Genomic DNA, 14,761 nt, shown 5'->3' on the forward strand with positions numbered 1-14,761 from the left:
GCCGGGCATCCTAAGGTCCTGTCCGGCCGGCCGTGCCGGGGCCTAAAACCCTTTGGGAAATGCCCCATCGGTACCGGATGATGCCCACCATGGGACATGTCGAGGCCGCGCACCTGGAGTACTACCTGCCCGACGGGCGGGTGCTGCTCGGTGATGCGTCATTCCGAGTGGGGGAGGGCGCCGTGGTCGCCCTGGTCGGCGCCAACGGCGCGGGCAAGACCACGCTGCTGCGACTGATCTCCGGCGAACTGCAGCCGCACGGCGGGACCGTGACGGTCAGTGGCGGACTCGGTGTGATGCCCCAGTTCGTCGGCTCGGTGCGGGACGAGCGTACGGTCCGCGACCTGCTGGTCTCGGTCGCCCAGCCGCGCGTCAGGGAGGCCGCGGCGGCCGTCGACGCGGCCGAGCACGCCATCATGACGGTGGACGACGAGGCCGCGCAGATGCGGTACGCCCAGGCGCTCAGCGACTGGGCGGAGGCGCGTGGGTACGAGGCCGAGACGGTCTGGGACATGTGCACCATGGCGGCGCTCGGCATCCCGTACGAGAAGGCCCAGTGGCGTGAGGTACGCACGCTCTCCGGCGGCGAGCAGAAGCGGCTCGTCCTGGAGGCGCTGCTGCGCGGCCCCGACGAGGTGCTGCTGCTCGACGAGCCGGACAACTATCTGGACGTGCCCGGCAAGCGTTGGCTCGAGGAGCGTCTCAAGGAGACCCGCAAGACGGTCCTCTTCATCTCGCACGACCGGGAGCTGCTGGCCCGGGCCGCCGAGAAGATCGTCAGCGTGGAGCCCAGCCCGGCCGGGTCGGACGTCTGGATGCACGGCGGCGGCTTCGGTACGTACCACGAGGCGCGGCGGGAGCGCTTCGCCCGTTTCGAGGAGCTCAAGCGACGCTGGGACGAGGAGCACGCCCGGCTGAAGGCACTGCTCCACCGGCTGCGGCAGCAGGCGGAGATCAGCCCCGACATGGCGTCCCGCTACCGCGCGATGCAGACCCGCTTCAAGAAGTTCGAGGAGGCCGGGCCGCCGCCGGAGCCGCCGCGCGAGCAGGACATCCGGATGCGGCTGGCCGGCGGGCGCACCGGCGTGCGGGCATTCACCTGCGAGGGCCTGGAGCTCACGGGGCTGATGAAGCCCTTCTCGCTGGAGGTCTTCTACGGCGAGCGCGTCGCCGTCCTCGGCTCCAACGGCTCCGGGAAGTCCCACTTCCTCCGCCTGCTGGCGGGCGAGCCGGTGGCCCACACGGGCATGTGGAAGCTGGGCGCACGCGTCGTCCCCGGGCACTTCGCCCAGACCCACGCCCACCCCGAGCTGCTCGGCCGCACGCTTGTCGACATCCTGTGGACGGAGCACGCGAAGGACCGCGGGCAGGCGATGAGCGCGCTGCGCCGGTACGAACTGGAACGCCAGGGCGACCAGCCCTTCGAGAAGCTCTCCGGCGGTCAGCAGGCCCGCTTCCAGATCCTCCTCCTGGAGCTGGCCGGCACGACCGCGCTGCTCCTGGACGAGCCCACGGACAACCTGGACCTGGAGTCCGCGGAGGCACTCCAGGACGGTCTGGAGTCCTACGACGGCACGGTCCTCGCGGTCACCCACGACCGCTGGTTCGCGAAGTCCTTCGACCGCTACCTGGTCTTCGGCTCGGACGGCGTCGTCCGGGAGACGAACGAGCCGGTCTGGGACGAACGCCGCGTCGAACGAGCGCGCTGATCCCCTAGCGGGCCTGGAGGGCGTACAGTGCCACCGCCATGGCGAGGGCCAGGCGGCGGTCCAGGGTGCTGCCCTGGACCGAGATCCGGTAGCGGTCGAGGATGCCCCGTTTGCGTTCCACGGACATGACCGGGACGTCCTTCCGGGCGAAGTCGAAGTGGTACACGTACGGCACCGGCACCGGAATCGGGAGCGCGTCCGCGACCTCCAGGACCCGGCGGGCCACCGCGGTGCCGAGGCTGCGTTCGGTGCCGGTGGCCGGGGGCCGGCCGTCGGGCGTGAGGTACCGGGTGGAGCGGAGCAGCGAGGCCTTCGCGTCCTTCTTGAACGAGCCGAGGGGCTCGCCGTCCGCGCCGGTCACGTCGTAGACGGCGCCGAGGTCGATCTGGCGCGCCTTGAAGCGGCAGAGTGTTCGGCGGTCCTCGCCGGTCCAGTGGGTGACCTCCTCCTTGAGCTTGAAACGCTTCTGCTCGGCGAAGACGACGACCGGCCCGTCCTCCTGGGCGGAGATCACGTAGCGGTTCACGATGGGGGTGATCTTCTGGCGCATGTGGAACTCGGTGAGGCTCTGGATGAGTGGGACACTAGGGACGGAAGGGGCGTCCTGGCACTCCCCGGAAGTTGCCCCGTTCCAGGACTTTCGTCGTGGTCTCGCGGGGGCGTTTTGACCCGTCCGGGGCGCCCCGGGTAAGCTCCTGAGTTCGTTATGCGTATTGGCTTGCTCGTTCTCACGTGAGAGGCCGTTACGCCGGTCCACCGGGCCGATGACCAGCGACCAGCACGCGGTTTGCGTCACCGCCGTGCGGTCATGGCTGTCGTGATCGTCCGTGGTGGCCTTGTCAGGACCCACTCACTGAAGAAGCGAAGGCTACGACCGTGCGTACGTACAGCCCCAAGCCCGGCGATGTCACCCGCCAGTGGCACGTCATTGACGCTCAGGACGTCGTCCTGGGCCGTCTGGCGACCACTGCCGCGAACCTCCTCCGGGGCAAGCACAAGCCGATCTACGCGCCCCACATGGACATGGGTGACTTCGTCATCATCATCAACGCCGACAAGGTTCACCTGTCCGGCAACAAGCGGACCCAGAAGATGGCGTACCGCCACTCCGGTTACCCGGGTGGTCTGCGCTCCGTCCGCTACGACGACCTTCTGGCGAACAACCCCGAGAAGGCCGTCGAGAAGGCCATCAAGGGCATGATCCCCAAGAACTCCCTCGGCCGTCAGATGCTCTCGAAGCTGAAGGTCTACTCGGGCGACCAGCACCCGCACGCTGCCCAGCAGCCGGTGCCGTTCGAGATCACCCAGGTCGCGCAGTAATTCCGGCCACCCCCTAAGACTGAAGAGAATCTGAGGAGAATCGTGGCCGACGAGACCACTTTCGAGGACGCTGCCGTCGAGGGCGAGGAGACCTACGCCGAGGTCACCACCTTCGAGTCCGAGGCCCCCATCGAGGGCGAGTACACCAGCGAGTCGCTGGCCTCCCGCTTCGGCGAGCCCCAGCCGGCCGCCGGCCTGGGCCGCCGCAAGAACGCCATTGCCCGCGTCCGGATCGTTCCGGGCACCGGCAAGTGGAAGATCAACGGTCGCACCCTCGAGGACTACTTCCCGAACAAGGTGCACCAGCAGGAAGTCAACGAGCCGTTCAAGGTTCTGGAGCTGGACGGCCGCTACGACGTCATCGCCCGCATCGCGGGTGGCGGTGTCTCCGGCCAGGCCGGCGCCCTGCGCCTGGGCGTGGCCCGCGCGCTGAACGAGGCGGACGTGGACAACAACCGCGGCCCGCTGAAGAAGGCCGGCTTCCTGAAGCGTGACGACCGTGCGGTCGAGCGCAAGAAGGCCGGTCTGAAGAAGGCCCGCAAGGCGCCGCAGTACAGCAAGCGCTAAACCCCGCCTGCTTCATACGTTCGCCCCGGCGGCACACTTGTGCTGCCGGGGCGTTCGTTTCTCGTCCCAGTGGCAGGCGCCCGGGCGTGGCGCCTGGTGGATCGCAATGGAGGACAGCAGTGGCACGACTCTTCGGCACGGACGGTGTGCGCGGTGTCGCCAACGCGGATCTGACGGCGGAGCTGGCGCTCGGCCTGTCGGTCGCGGCGGCACATGTGCTCGCCGAGGCGGGTACGTTCGAGGACCATCGGCCGAAGGCGGTGGTCGGGCGTGATCCTCGCGCGTCCGGAGAGTTCCTGGAGGCCGCCGTCGTGGCGGGCCTGGCCAGCGCGGGCGTCGACGTGCTGCGCGTCGGTGTCCTGCCCACCCCCGCGGTCGCGTACCTCACCGGGGCGCTGGGAGCCGACCTCGGCGTGATGCTGTCCGCCAGCCACAACGCCATGCCCGACAACGGCATCAAGTTCTTCGCCCGCGGCGGTCACAAGCTCGCCGACGAGCTGGAGGACCGTATCGAGACCGTCTACGAGGAACACCGCACCGGTGCGCCCTGGGACCGGCCGACCGGCGCGGGCGTGGGCCGGGTCACGGACTACGACGAGGGCTTCGACAAGTACGTCGCGCACCTCATCGGCGTCCTCCCGAACCGCCTCGACGGGCTGAAGGTCGTCCTGGACGAGGCGCACGGCGCGGCCGCCCGGGTCTCGCCGGAGGCCTTCGCACGGGCCGGCGCCGAGATCGTCACGATCGGCGCCGAGCCGGACGGCCTCAACATCAACGACAACTGCGGTTCCACCCACCTGGACCTGATCAAGGCCGCCGTGGTCGAGCACAAGGCCGACCTCGGCATCGCACACGACGGCGACGCCGACCGCTGCCTCGCCGTGGACGCGGCCGGCAACGAGGTCGACGGCGACCAGATCCTCGCGGTGCTGGCGCTCGCCATGCGCGAGGCCGGGCAGCTGCGCAACGACACCGTGGTCGGCACGGTCATGTCCAACCTGGGCTTCAAGCTTGCCATGGAGCGCGAGGGCATCGCCCTGGTCCAGACGGCGGTCGGCGACCGCTACGTCCTGGAGTCGATGAAGGAGCACGGCTACGCGCTGGGCGGCGAGCAGTCCGGCCACGTGATCATCCTCGACCACGCCACGACCGGCGACGGCACCCTCACCGGCCTGATGCTGGCCGCCCGCGTCGCCGCCACCGGCCGCTCGCTGGCCGAACTCGCTGACGTCATGGAGCGCCTGCCGCAGGTCCTGGTCAATGTGAAGGACGTCGACAAGTCCCGCGTCGACACCTCCGCCGAGCTGGCCGCCGCGGTGACCGACGCGGAGCGCGAGCTGGGCACCACCGGCCGCGTCCTGCTCCGCCCCTCGGGCACGGAACCGCTGGTCCGCGTGATGGTCGAGGCGTCGGACATCGAGCACGCCCGCTCGGTGGCGGGTCGTTTGGCCGACGTGGTGAAGTCCGCGCTGGGCTAGGACGGGGCTTGCGGCCGGGTCGCCTGGTTCTGTGTCGGTGGCCCGGGGGATGTGCGTGGGGGTCCGGGGGGTCGCTCCCCGGGGGGTGCGGCATGGTCGAGGCGTCGGACATCGAGCACGCCCGCTCGGTGGCGGGTCGTTTGGCCGACGTGGTGAAGTCCGCGCTGGGCCAGGACCGGCCACATCCCCCGGCCTGGGCCGACTACGGCCTACGGGCCATACGGCCCCGCTGGCTCGCCCAGAGTGCCTTCTGGGCGAGCAGTGTGAGCGTGCCGGCCAGGATGATCCCGCCCAGGTTGAAGGCCAGCTGTTCGGTGGAGCCCCAGGCCTGGTGGAAGTCGCCGTAGCTGAAGGCGACAGCCGCGTTCGCCGCGGCGGGCACCGTCGTCACCGAGATCGCGACGCCCACCAGCGCGCCCGACTTCGCCGAGGTCAGTGAGAGCGTTCCGGCCGAGCCGGCCAGGAGCGCGACCACGAACGAGAACCAGTCGGGCCGGTAGATGAAGCCGGTGTTGGGGCGCGCGGCCTCCAGTTGGGCGATGCTGAACAGGCCGGCCGCGTCCATGACGGTGCTGAAGACGACCGTCACGACCATGGCCACCGCGAAGCCCAGGACCAGCGTGAACAGTGAGCGCCACACCCGCCGCCGCAGTTTCTGCACGAGCGCGACGCATATCCCGGCCAGTGGGCCGAACTCGGGGCCGACCGCCATCGCGCCCACGATCAGGATCGCGTTGTCCAGCACCACACCGCACGCGGCGATCATGGTCGCGAGCGCCAGGAACGCGACATAGGTGATGGTGAGCGTCGACTCCTCGTGGGTCGCCTCCGTCAGCTGCTCCCACACCACCGCGTCCGCGGCCTCGCCGGGTGCCTCCTGCGCGGCCTGTTCCGCGCGTCGGGACAGCGACAGATCGATGTTCTCGACGGCGATCGAGCCGTGTTCCTCGATGCCGAGTGCCCGCAGGTCGGCGATCAGTTTGTGGCCCAGCTCGCGCGTCACATCGCACAGCACCAGGTCGCCCTCGGGGTTGCGGGCGGCGCCCGGGAGGACGACCAGGTGCGTGGTCCCGACCGTCTTCTCCACGGTCTGCACGACTTCTTCGGTGAGCTCGGCCGGCACGATCAGGCGCAGATGCAGCACAACGAGCTCCTCAGGGTCTTGCCTCAGAGTTTGCGCAGAGACAGCCGTTGGACCTTGTGATCGGGGCCTTTCCTCAGAACCAGCGTGGCACGGCCGCGGGTGGGCGCCACATTCTCCAGGAGATTCGGCCTGTTGATCGTCCGCCACATCGTGCGGGCGTAGTCGAGCGCTTCCTCTTCACCGACCTTCGTGTACCTCTGGAAGTACGACGACGGATCCTGGAAGGCCGTCTCGCGAAGCTTCCGGAAGCGGTTGAGGTACCACTGCTCGATGTCCTCGGGCCGCGCGTCCACGTACACGCTGAAGTCGAAGTAGTCCGCGAGTCCGACCCGGGTGCGGCCGTCCTTGCCCGGCAGCGCGGGCTGCAGCACATTGAGGCCCTCGACGATCAGGATGTCCGGACGGCGTACGGTCAGCAGCTCGCCCGGCACGATGTCGTAGATGAGGTGCGAGTAGACGGGGGCCGTCACCTCGTCCTTGCCGGCCTTGATGTCGGCGACGAACCGGGTCAGGGCCCTGCGGTCGTACGACTCCGGGAAGCCCTTGCGCGAGGTCAGGCCGCGCGCGCGGAGCTCCTGCATCGGCAGCAGGAAGCCGTCCGTGGTGACCAGCTCCACCCGCGGATGCTCCGGCCAGCGGGCCAGTAGCGCCTGGAGGAGCCGGGCCACCGTGGACTTGCCCACGGCCACGCTCCCGGCGACGCCTATGACGAAGGGCGTGCCGCGCTGGGTGCCGTTCTCGCCGAGGAAGGTGTTGAGCGCGCCGCGCAGCTCGGCCGTGGCCTGGACGTACAGATTCAGCAGCCGCGACAGCGGCAGATATACGTCGCGCACCTCGTCGAGGTCGATGACATCGCCCAGGCCGCGCAGCTGCTCGACCTCCTCGGCGGTCAGCGGCAGCGGCGTCTTGTCCCGCAGCGCGCTCCACTCGGTGCGGGTGAGGTCGACGTACGGCGTCGATTCGGCAGCCCGGCGCTGCGTGCTTCGTGGCGGCGAAGTGATCACACGGCCATTGTCGTGCGTGAGCCGCGTCCGTGGGGGGTGGGCTCGGTCACGCCCGCGCCCGGAGCGCCCGGTACGCGCTGCCCGGCATCAAGGGCGGGAGAGCGTCCCTGGAGAAGGTCCGGGGCCCCGCAGGCCGTAGGCTTCACGCCATGTGCGGAATCGTTGGTTACGTAGGCGGACAGTCGGCGCTCGATGTGGTCATCGCGGGCTTGAAGCGGCTCGAGTACCGGGGCTACGACTCGGCGGGTGTCGCCGTCCTCGCCGACGGCGGGCTCGCCGCCGCGAAGAAGGCGGGCAAGCTCGTCAACCTGGAGAAGGAGCTCGTCGACCGGCCGCTGCCGGCCGGGAGCACCGGTATCGGCCACACCCGGTGGGCCACCCACGGCGGGCCCACGGACGCCAATGCCCACCCGCACCTGGACAACGCCGGGCGCGTCGCCGTCGTGCACAACGGCATCATCGAGAACTTCGCCCGGCTGCGCGCCGAGCTGACCGAGCGCGGGCACGATCTCGCCTCGGAGACCGACACCGAGGTCGTGGCGCATCTGCTCGCCGAGTCGTACTCGTCGACCGCCGACCTTGCCGAGGCCATGCGGCAGGTGTGCCGGCGCCTGGAGGGCGCCTTCACACTGGTCGCGGTGCACGCCGACGAGCCGGATGTCGTGGTCGGCGCCCGCCGCAACTCGCCGCTGGTGGTGGGTGTCGGGCAGGGCGAGGCCTTTCTCGCCTCCGACGTGGCCGCGTTCATCGCGCACACGCGTGACGCGATCGAGCTGGGCCAGGACCAGGTCGTCGAGCTGCGCCGGGACGGCGTCACGGTGACGGACTTCGCCGGCAAGCCGGCCGAGGTCCGCGAGTTCCACGTGGACTGGGACGCGTCCGCCGCCGAGAAGGGCGGCTACGACTACTTCATGCTCAAGGAGATCGCCGAGCAGCCGAAGGCGGTCGCCGACACCCTGCTGGGCCGTATCGACGGCGAGGGCTCGCTGACGCTGGACGAGGTCCGTATCCCGGACTCCGTCCTGCGCGAGATCGACAAGGTCGTCATCGTGGCGTGCGGCACCGCGTATCACGCCGGCATGATCGCCAAGCTCGCCATCGAGCACTGGACGCGCATCCCGTGCGAGACCGAGCTCGCGAGCGAGTTCCGCTACCGGGACCCGATCCTCGACCCGCGCACGCTCGTCATCGCCATCAGCCAGTCCGGCGAGACCATGGACACGCTGATGGCGCTGCGCCACGCCCGTGAGCAGGGCGCGAAGGTGCTGGCCATCTGCAACACGAACGGGTCGACGATCCCTCGCGAGTCGGACGCGGTGCTCTACACCCACGCCGGCCCCGAGGTGGCCGTCGCCTCCACCAAGGCCTTCCTGACCCAGCTGGTCGCCTGCTACCTGGTCGCCCTCTACCTGGGCCAGGTGCGCGGCACCAAGTGGGGCGACGAGATCCGGGCCGTCATCCGGGACCTCGCCGACATCGCCGTCGACGTGGAGAAGGTCCTGGAGACCATGGAGCCGGTGCGCGAGCTGGCCCGGTCGCTGGCGGACAAGAACACGGTTCTCTTCCTGGGCCGTCATGTGGGCTACCCGGTCGCCCTGGAAGGCGCGCTCAAGCTCAAGGAGCTCGCGTACATGCACGCGGAGGGCTTCGCGGCGGGTGAGCTGAAGCACGGACCGATCGCGCTGATCGAGGACGACCTGCCCGTGGTCGTGGTCGTCCCGTCCCCGCGGGGCCGCTCGGTCCTCCACGACAAGATCGTCTCCAACATCCAGGAGATCCGCGCGCGGGGCGCCCGGACCATCGTGATCGCCGAGGAGGGCGACGAGGCGGTCGTCCCGTACGCCGACCACCTGATCCGTATCCCGGCCACGCCGACCCTGCTCCAGCCGCTGGTCGCCACCGTGCCGCTCCAGGTCTTCGCCTGCGAACTGGCGACGGCCCGGGGCAACGAGGTCGACCAGCCCAGGAACCTGGCGAAGTCGGTCACGGTCGAATGATCATCGGAGTCGGCATCGACGTCGCCGAGATCGACCGCTTCGCGGCGGCGCTCGAGCGCACACCGGGAATGGCGCAGCGCCTCTTCGTCGAACGGGAGCTGTTCCTCCCCAGCGGCGAGCGGCGCGGCGTGGCCTCCCTGGCGGTCCGTTTCGCCGCCAAGGAGGCCATCGCGAAGGCTCTGGGCGCCCCGTCAGGCCTCCACTGGACCGATGCCGAGGTCTACACGGAGGACAGCGGCCGCCCTCGGCTGAGGGTGAAGGGCACGGTCGCGGCCGCGGCGGAGGAGCGAGGCGTACGCGCGTGGCACGTCTCCCTGAGCCACGACGCGGGCGTCGCCTCGGCGGTGGTCATCGCGGAGGGTTAGCCCCTGCGTGCGGCTGCGACGACGGCTTCGCTCGACCCGGGGGACGTCTGTCTACCGCCTCGGTGGCGTGTGAAGGGGGCCGTGGAGGGGGTGGCGGCCGGGCCGTAAAACGTGATTTGTGACGCGCGAACGTGCCGGTCACCTCCACGGACCGCGAGTTCGCGCGGCGTAAATCATGCCCGGCCCGGACGGTACCCCCGCAACGGCCACCGGCAACCGGCAGCAACCCCCAGCCCGTCCGGCGTTTGAGGACGGACACTCAGGCCGCCCGGACGGAGCGCGGTCACACCGGCGCGGTCACACCGCGGCAACGCCGCCCCGGCGGACCCCCGTGCGGCAGACTCTGCGGCATGCGTACTGCGTACTGCGTGGAGACCGTACGAGCCGCCGAGCGCGAGCTCATGGCGCGGCTGCCGGAGGGCGCGCTCATGCAGCGGGCCGCCGCCGGGCTGGCCGCCGTGTGTGCCGATGTGCTGGGCCGCGTCACCGGCGCCCGGATCGTGCTGCTCGTCGGCAGCGGGGACAACGGCGGCGACGCGCTGTACGCCGGCGCCCGGCTGGCGCGGCGCGGGGCCGGGGTCCGGGCGGTGCTGCTCGCGCCGGACCGGGCGCACAGCGCGGGCCTGGCCGCGTTGAGGGCCGCGGGCGGGCGGGTCGCCGAGGACCCGTACGGGGCGCTGCGCGCCGCCGACCTCGTGCTGGACGGGATCACCGGGATCGGGGGCCACGGCGGGCTGCGACCGGACGCGGTGGAGCTGGTGCGGGCCACGCTGGGCACGGACGCCGTCATGGTCGCCGTCGATCTGCCGAGCGGCGTCGAGGCGGACACGGGCGAGGTGCGGGGCGAGGCCGTGCGCGCCGACGTCACGGTGACTTTCGGCACGTACAAGCCGGGGCTGCTGATCGACCCGGCCCGGGATTACGCGGGGGCCGTACGGCTGGTGGAGATCGGGCTGGAGCTGCCCCCCACGGCGGATGCGGAGGCGCTCCAGTACCGGGATGTGGCGGGTCTGCTGCCCGTACCGGACGCGGAGTCCGACAAGTACCGGCGGGGCGTGGTCGGCGTGGTCGCGGGGTCGGCCCGTTACCCCGGCGCGGCCGTGCTCGCCGTCGCGGGGGCGCTGAGGGGTGGCGCGGGGGCCGTGCGGTACGTCGGGCCGGCCGCGGACGCGGTGATCGCCCGGTTCCCGGAGACGCTGGTCCACCAGGGGCCGCCCGGGAAGGCGGGGCGGGTGCAGTCCTGGGTGGTGGGTCCTGGCCTGGGGGATTCGGGGCGGGACTTCCTCGACGAGGTGATCGCGGAGGACGTGCCCGTCCTGGTGGATGCGGACGGTCTGCGGCTGCTCGACGCCGCGCGGGTGCGGTCCCGTACGGCGCCCACCCTGCTCACCCCGCACGCCGGCGAGGCGGCGGCGCTGCTGGGCGTGGCGCGCGAGCAGGTCGAGGCCGCCCGGCTCGCGTCCGTGCGCGCGCTCGCCGAGAAGTACGGCGCCACCGTGCTGCTGAAGGGATCCACCACCCTGGTCGTCGGCCCGCACCCCGAAAGCCCCGTACGGGTCAACCCGACCGGCACGCCCTGGCTGGCCACCGCCGGCAGCGGTGACGTCCTGTCGGGCCTTGCCGGGGCCCTGCTCGCGGCGGGTCTGGAGCCCCTGGACGCGGCGTCGGTCGCGGCATACCTGCACGGCCTGGCGGCCCGGCATGCCTCCCGGGGCGCGCCGGTCATCGCCTCCGAGGTCGCGGCAGCGCTCCCTGCGGCCTGGCGGGACATCCGGGACGTTCTGAGAGACTGAGCGGGATGAGCGCGATGACCCACACACCCATGCGAGCCCGGGCGGAGATAGATCTGGCCGCACTGCGCGCCAATGTCCGTGCGATCCGCGAGCGCGTACAGCCACACTCCGCACAGGTGATGGCTGTCGTGAAGGCGGACGCGTACGGGCACGGCGCCGAGCCCTGTGCCAGAGCGGCCCTCGGGGCCGGCGCCACCTGGCTCGGTACCGCCACCCCGCACGAGGCGCTGACGCTGCGCGCCGCGGGGATCGAGGCCCCGCTGATGTGCTGGCTGTGGACGCCGGGCGGCCCCTGGAGAGAGGCCGTCGAGGCGGACGTGGATGTGTCGGTGAGCGGCATGTGGGCGCTGCGTGAGGTGACGGCGGCGGCCCGGCAGGCCGGCCGCCCGGCGCGTGTCCAGCTGAAGGCGGACACCGGACTGGGCCGCAACGGCTGCCAGCCGGCCGACTGGCCGGAGCTGGTCCAGCAGGCGCTGGCGGCCGAGACGGAGGGGACCGTCAGGGTCACCGGGCTGTGGTCGCACTTCGCTTGCGCGGACGAGCCGGGCCATCCCTCGATCGCCGCTCAGCTGTCGGTCTTCCGGGACATGGTGGCCTACGCCGAGAAGGAGGGCGTCGAGCCGGAGGTGCGGCACATGGCCAACTCCCCGGCGACGCTGACGCTCCCGGAGGCGCATTTCGACCTGGTACGGACCGGTATCGCGATGTACGGGATCTCGCCGAGCCCCGAGCTGGGCACCCCGGCCGACTTCGGGCTGCGGCCGGTGATGACGCTCGCCGCGTCGGTGGCGCTGACCAAGGCTGTTCCGGCGCGTCACGGCGTGAGTTACGGGCATCACTACATCACGCCGCGGGACACCACCCTCGGCCTTGTGCCGCTCGGTTACGCCGACGGCATACCGCGTCACGCCTCGGGCCGCGGCCCGGTGCTGGTGGGGGGAAAGGTCCGCAGGGCCGCGGGCCGGATCGCCATGGACCAGTTCGTCGTCGATCTGGACGGGGACACGGTCGAGCCGGGCGCGGAGGCGGTGCTGTTCGGACCGGGTGACCGGGGCGAGCCGACCGCCGAGGACTGGGCGGAGGCGGCGGGCACCATCGCGTACGAGATCGTGACGAGGATCGGTACGCGTGTCCCCCGCGTCTATGTGAACAGGTAGCGGCGTGAACGAGTGTCCCGACTAGCAGTGGACGGAGCGGCACGGTGAGCGAGACCAGCACGGGGGACGTGGCGGCCACGGCCGCCGCGGTGGCGGACAACTGGCGCCGGGCGGGCCTGGCCGGTGCCGCGATCGGCGTGCTCGCCGCGGGCGCGGCGGCGGGTGTGGCGGTCGAGCGGCTCACCGTGGGCCGCGGGATGCGCCAGAAGGCCCGGCTGGCGCTGGACGCCGTGGGTCCGTACGGCTCGCTGCGCGGCACCGCGGGCCGGGTGTCGGCCGACGACGGAACGGTGCTCCAGTACGAGACGGACGAGCTCGACCCGGACGGCGCGTCCGAACCGCGCAAGCGCCGGCTGTTCGGACGGAAGCTGCCCGCGCCCGTCACGGTGGTCTTCAGCCACGGTTACTGCCTCAGTCAGGACTCCTGGCACTTCCAGCGGGCCGCGCTGCGCGGTGTCGTACGGACCGTGCACTGGGACCAGCGCAGCCACGGCCGCTCGGGGCGCGGAGTGACACAGGCGCGGGACGGTGTGCCGGTCGACATCGATCAGCTGGGCCGTGATCTGAGGGCGATCATCCACGCGGCGGCGCCGAAGGGGCCGCTGGTGCTGGTCGGTCACTCCATGGGCGGTATGACGATCATGGCGCTTGCGGACCAGTTCCCGGAGCTGATCCGCGAACGCGTCGTCGGCGTCGCCTTCGTCGGCACGTCGTGCGGCAAGCTCGGCGAGGTGAACTACGGCCTGCCGGTGGCGGGCGTGAACGCGCTGCGGCGTGTGCTCCCGGGTGTGCTGCGGGCGCTCGGTTCGCAGGCGGAGCTGGTGGAGCGGGGGCGGCGGGCCACGGCGGATCTGTTCGCCGGCCTGATCAAGCGGTATTCGTTCGGTTCGAAGGACGTGGACCCCGCGGTCGCCCGGTTCGCCGAGCGGATGATCGAGAGCACCCCGATCGACGTGGTCGCGGAGTTCTATCCGGCGTTCACCGATCACGACAAGGCGGACGCGCTGAACGTCTTCTCGGAGGTCCCCGTGCTGGTGCTGGCGGGGGACCGGGATCTGGTGACCCCCAGTTCGCACAGCGAGGCCATCGCGGACCTGCTGCCGGACGCGGAGCTGGTGATCGTGCCGGACGGCGGGCATCTGGTGATGCTGGAGCACCCCGAGACGGTCACCGACCGGCTGGCCGATCTGCTGGCACGTGTCGGGGTACTCCTACCGTGCGGCTAACGTGGGCACGTGTGATTCCGCCCACCGCTGACGCGGCAGGCTTCCAACCCGTGCGGGTTGCGGTCCAGCCCGAACCGCCCCCTGAAGGGGCGAGAGGAAGCTAGCACGGCGCTTGGCGTCGCTTCGAGGAAACTGATGGAAACACCGCACAGCCCGGCGGCTGGGACAGCCGGCACCACCGCCCCCATTCTGATCACCTCGCCCGAGCAGATGAAGGAGCTGGGCCGCAGGCTGGCCGAGTTGCTGCGGCCCGGCGATCTGGTGCTGCTCACCGGCGAGCTCGGCGCGGGCAAGACGACGCTGACCCGCGGTCTGGGTGAGGGCCTGGGTGTCCGTGGCGCCGTCACCTCGCCGACCTTCGTGATCGCCCGGGTGCATCCGTCGCTGGTGGACGGTCCGCCGCTGGTCCATGTCGACGCGTACCGGCTGGACGGCGGGCTCGACGAGATGGAGGACCTGGACCTCGACGTCTCGCTGCCGGACTCCGTGGTGGTCGTCGAGTGGGGCGTGGGCAGGGTCGAGGATCTGTCGGACGACCGGCTGCACGTGGTGATCCACCGCACGGTGGGCGACACGACGGACGAGCACCGTGAGGTCACGGTGACGGGCATCGGCCCGCGCTGGTCGGACGCGGATCTGCCGTCGCTGGCCGGCTGATCCCTGGTCCGTGTGCATTTTCCGACAACTCGTCGGCAAGGTGTTGCGCAGGCCGGACCGGGCATGGTCACATGGATAGGGATAACTGGTTAGGTCTGCCTAACCATGTGTGCTCCGAAGCCTCGGGAGGCGTCCATGCCGGCCTCAGAACGCGATGCGCACCAGCGGCCCCCGTCGCCGTCGGCCCTGTCGATGAGTGAGCTGCTGGCGTCCTGCGCGGCGGCCTCGGCGGTCTCCACGCCGCCACTGAGGGAGTCGGAGAAGGTGCCCGAGGAGCCCCTGGCCGAGGAATCCGTGACCGGGGAGATCAATCAGCGGCGCGACGCCGCATAGCCCGTACGGGT

General features: G+C 71.1%; 14 protein-coding genes. 11 read left to right on the plus strand and 3 right to left on the minus strand.

Annotated elements, in window-relative coordinates:
- Positions 1 to 89: 89 nt before the first annotated feature.
- Entirely contained in the window at positions 90 to 1,709 is a 1,620-nt protein-coding gene (locus ABD858_RS19300) for an ABC-F family ATP-binding cassette domain-containing protein (protein ID WP_425586226.1), read from the plus strand.
- 4 nt (positions 1,710 to 1,713) lie between these two features.
- On the opposite strand, the gene ABD858_RS19305 is transcribed toward ABD858_RS19300, so the two are convergent.
- Complete coding sequence (locus ABD858_RS19305; RefSeq protein WP_345039192.1) at positions 1,714 to 2,259, minus strand: LURP-one-related family protein; 546 nt, start codon at positions 2,257 to 2,259, stop codon at positions 1,714 to 1,716.
- Between the two features lie 326 nt (positions 2,260 to 2,585).
- On the opposite strand from ABD858_RS19305, the gene rplM reads away from it, so the two are divergent.
- The 3 genes from rplM (at position 2,586) to glmM (ending at position 5,074) form a co-directional block, all read left to right on the plus strand.
- Positions 2,586 to 3,029: a 50S ribosomal protein L13 gene (gene rplM / locus ABD858_RS19310; RefSeq protein WP_345039195.1), complete on the plus strand. Its 444-nt coding sequence runs from the start codon at positions 2,586 to 2,588 to the stop codon at positions 3,027 to 3,029.
- Positions 3,030 to 3,071: 42 nt separating this feature from the next.
- A complete protein-coding gene (gene rpsI / locus ABD858_RS19315) occupies positions 3,072 to 3,596 on the plus strand; it encodes a 30S ribosomal protein S9 (protein ID WP_345039197.1) in 525 nt (174 codons plus the stop codon).
- A gap of 119 nt (positions 3,597 to 3,715) precedes the next feature.
- Positions 3,716 to 5,074, plus strand: coding sequence for a phosphoglucosamine mutase (gene glmM / locus ABD858_RS19320; protein ID WP_345039200.1), 1,359 nt, complete (start codon positions 3,716 to 3,718; stop codon positions 5,072 to 5,074).
- A gap of 202 nt (positions 5,075 to 5,276) precedes the next feature.
- Here glmM and ABD858_RS19325 read toward each other — a convergent pair whose 3' ends face one another.
- Positions 5,277 to 6,218 carry a DUF389 domain-containing protein gene (locus ABD858_RS19325; protein ID WP_345039202.1) on the minus strand — a complete coding sequence of 314 codons (942 nt, stop codon included), beginning with the start codon at positions 6,216 to 6,218 and terminating at the stop codon, positions 5,277 to 5,279.
- Between the two features lie 23 nt (positions 6,219 to 6,241).
- Entirely contained in the window at positions 6,242 to 7,222 is a 981-nt protein-coding gene (gene coaA / locus ABD858_RS19330; protein WP_345039205.1) for a type I pantothenate kinase, read from the minus strand.
- Between the two features lie 149 nt (positions 7,223 to 7,371).
- Between coaA and glmS the strand changes: the two genes are divergently transcribed.
- The 7 genes from glmS (at position 7,372) to ABD858_RS19365 (ending at position 14,750) form a co-directional block, all read left to right on the plus strand.
- A complete protein-coding gene (gene glmS, locus ABD858_RS19335; protein WP_345039207.1) occupies positions 7,372 to 9,219 on the plus strand; it encodes a glutamine--fructose-6-phosphate transaminase (isomerizing) in 1,848 nt (615 codons plus the stop codon).
- The gene (locus ABD858_RS19340) at positions 9,216 to 9,584 is read left to right on the plus strand and encodes a holo-ACP synthase (protein ID WP_345039211.1); all 369 of its coding nucleotides are present in this window, start codon (positions 9,216 to 9,218) and stop codon (positions 9,582 to 9,584) included. Before glmS ends, ABD858_RS19340 begins: the two co-directional genes overlap by 4 nt.
- 350 nt (positions 9,585 to 9,934) lie before the next feature.
- Positions 9,935 to 11,377: an NAD(P)H-hydrate dehydratase gene (locus tag ABD858_RS19345; protein WP_345039213.1), complete on the plus strand. Its 1,443-nt coding sequence runs from the start codon at positions 9,935 to 9,937 to the stop codon at positions 11,375 to 11,377.
- A gap of 14 nt (positions 11,378 to 11,391) precedes the next feature.
- Complete coding sequence (alr, locus tag ABD858_RS19350; protein WP_345044696.1) at positions 11,392 to 12,534, plus strand: alanine racemase; 1,143 nt, start codon at positions 11,392 to 11,394, stop codon at positions 12,532 to 12,534.
- 44 nt (positions 12,535 to 12,578) lie between these two features.
- Entirely contained in the window at positions 12,579 to 13,760 is a 1,182-nt protein-coding gene (locus ABD858_RS19355) for an alpha/beta fold hydrolase (protein WP_345039215.1), read from the plus strand.
- 135 nt (positions 13,761 to 13,895) lie between these two features.
- On the plus strand, positions 13,896 to 14,417 hold the full coding sequence (gene tsaE / locus ABD858_RS19360) for a tRNA (adenosine(37)-N6)-threonylcarbamoyltransferase complex ATPase subunit type 1 TsaE (protein ID WP_345039217.1): 522 nt from the start codon (positions 13,896 to 13,898) through the stop codon (positions 14,415 to 14,417).
- A 135-nt stretch (positions 14,418 to 14,552) separates the two neighbouring features.
- Complete coding sequence (locus tag ABD858_RS19365) at positions 14,553 to 14,750, plus strand: hypothetical protein (RefSeq protein WP_345039221.1); 198 nt, start codon at positions 14,553 to 14,555, stop codon at positions 14,748 to 14,750.
- Positions 14,751 to 14,761 lie beyond the last annotated feature (11 nt).

Source organism: Streptomyces sannanensis (assembly GCF_039536205.1).
Lineage (GTDB): Bacteria > Actinomycetota > Actinomycetes > Streptomycetales > Streptomycetaceae > Streptomyces > Streptomyces sannanensis.

Coding starts and splice junctions, on each gene's coding strand:
- ABD858_RS19365 (WP_345039221.1), top strand. CDS start 14,553: ATGCCGGCCTCAGAACGCGATGCGCACCAGCGGCCCCCGTCGCCGTCG.
- ABD858_RS19345 (WP_345039213.1), top strand. CDS start 9,935: ATGCGTACTGCGTACTGCGTGGAGACCGTACGAGCCGCCGAGCGCGAG.
- glmS (WP_345039207.1), top strand. CDS start 7,372: ATGTGCGGAATCGTTGGTTACGTAGGCGGACAGTCGGCGCTCGATGTG.
- ABD858_RS19305 (WP_345039192.1), bottom strand. CDS start 2,259: ATGCGCCAGAAGATCACCCCCATCGTGAACCGCTACGTGATCTCCGCC.
- alr (WP_345044696.1), top strand. CDS start 11,392: ATGACCCACACACCCATGCGAGCCCGGGCGGAGATAGATCTGGCCGCA.
- ABD858_RS19340 (WP_345039211.1), top strand. CDS start 9,216: ATGATCATCGGAGTCGGCATCGACGTCGCCGAGATCGACCGCTTCGCG.
- ABD858_RS19300 (WP_425586226.1), top strand. CDS start 90: ATGGGACATGTCGAGGCCGCGCACCTGGAGTACTACCTGCCCGACGGG.
- tsaE (WP_345039217.1), top strand. CDS start 13,896: ATGGAAACACCGCACAGCCCGGCGGCTGGGACAGCCGGCACCACCGCC.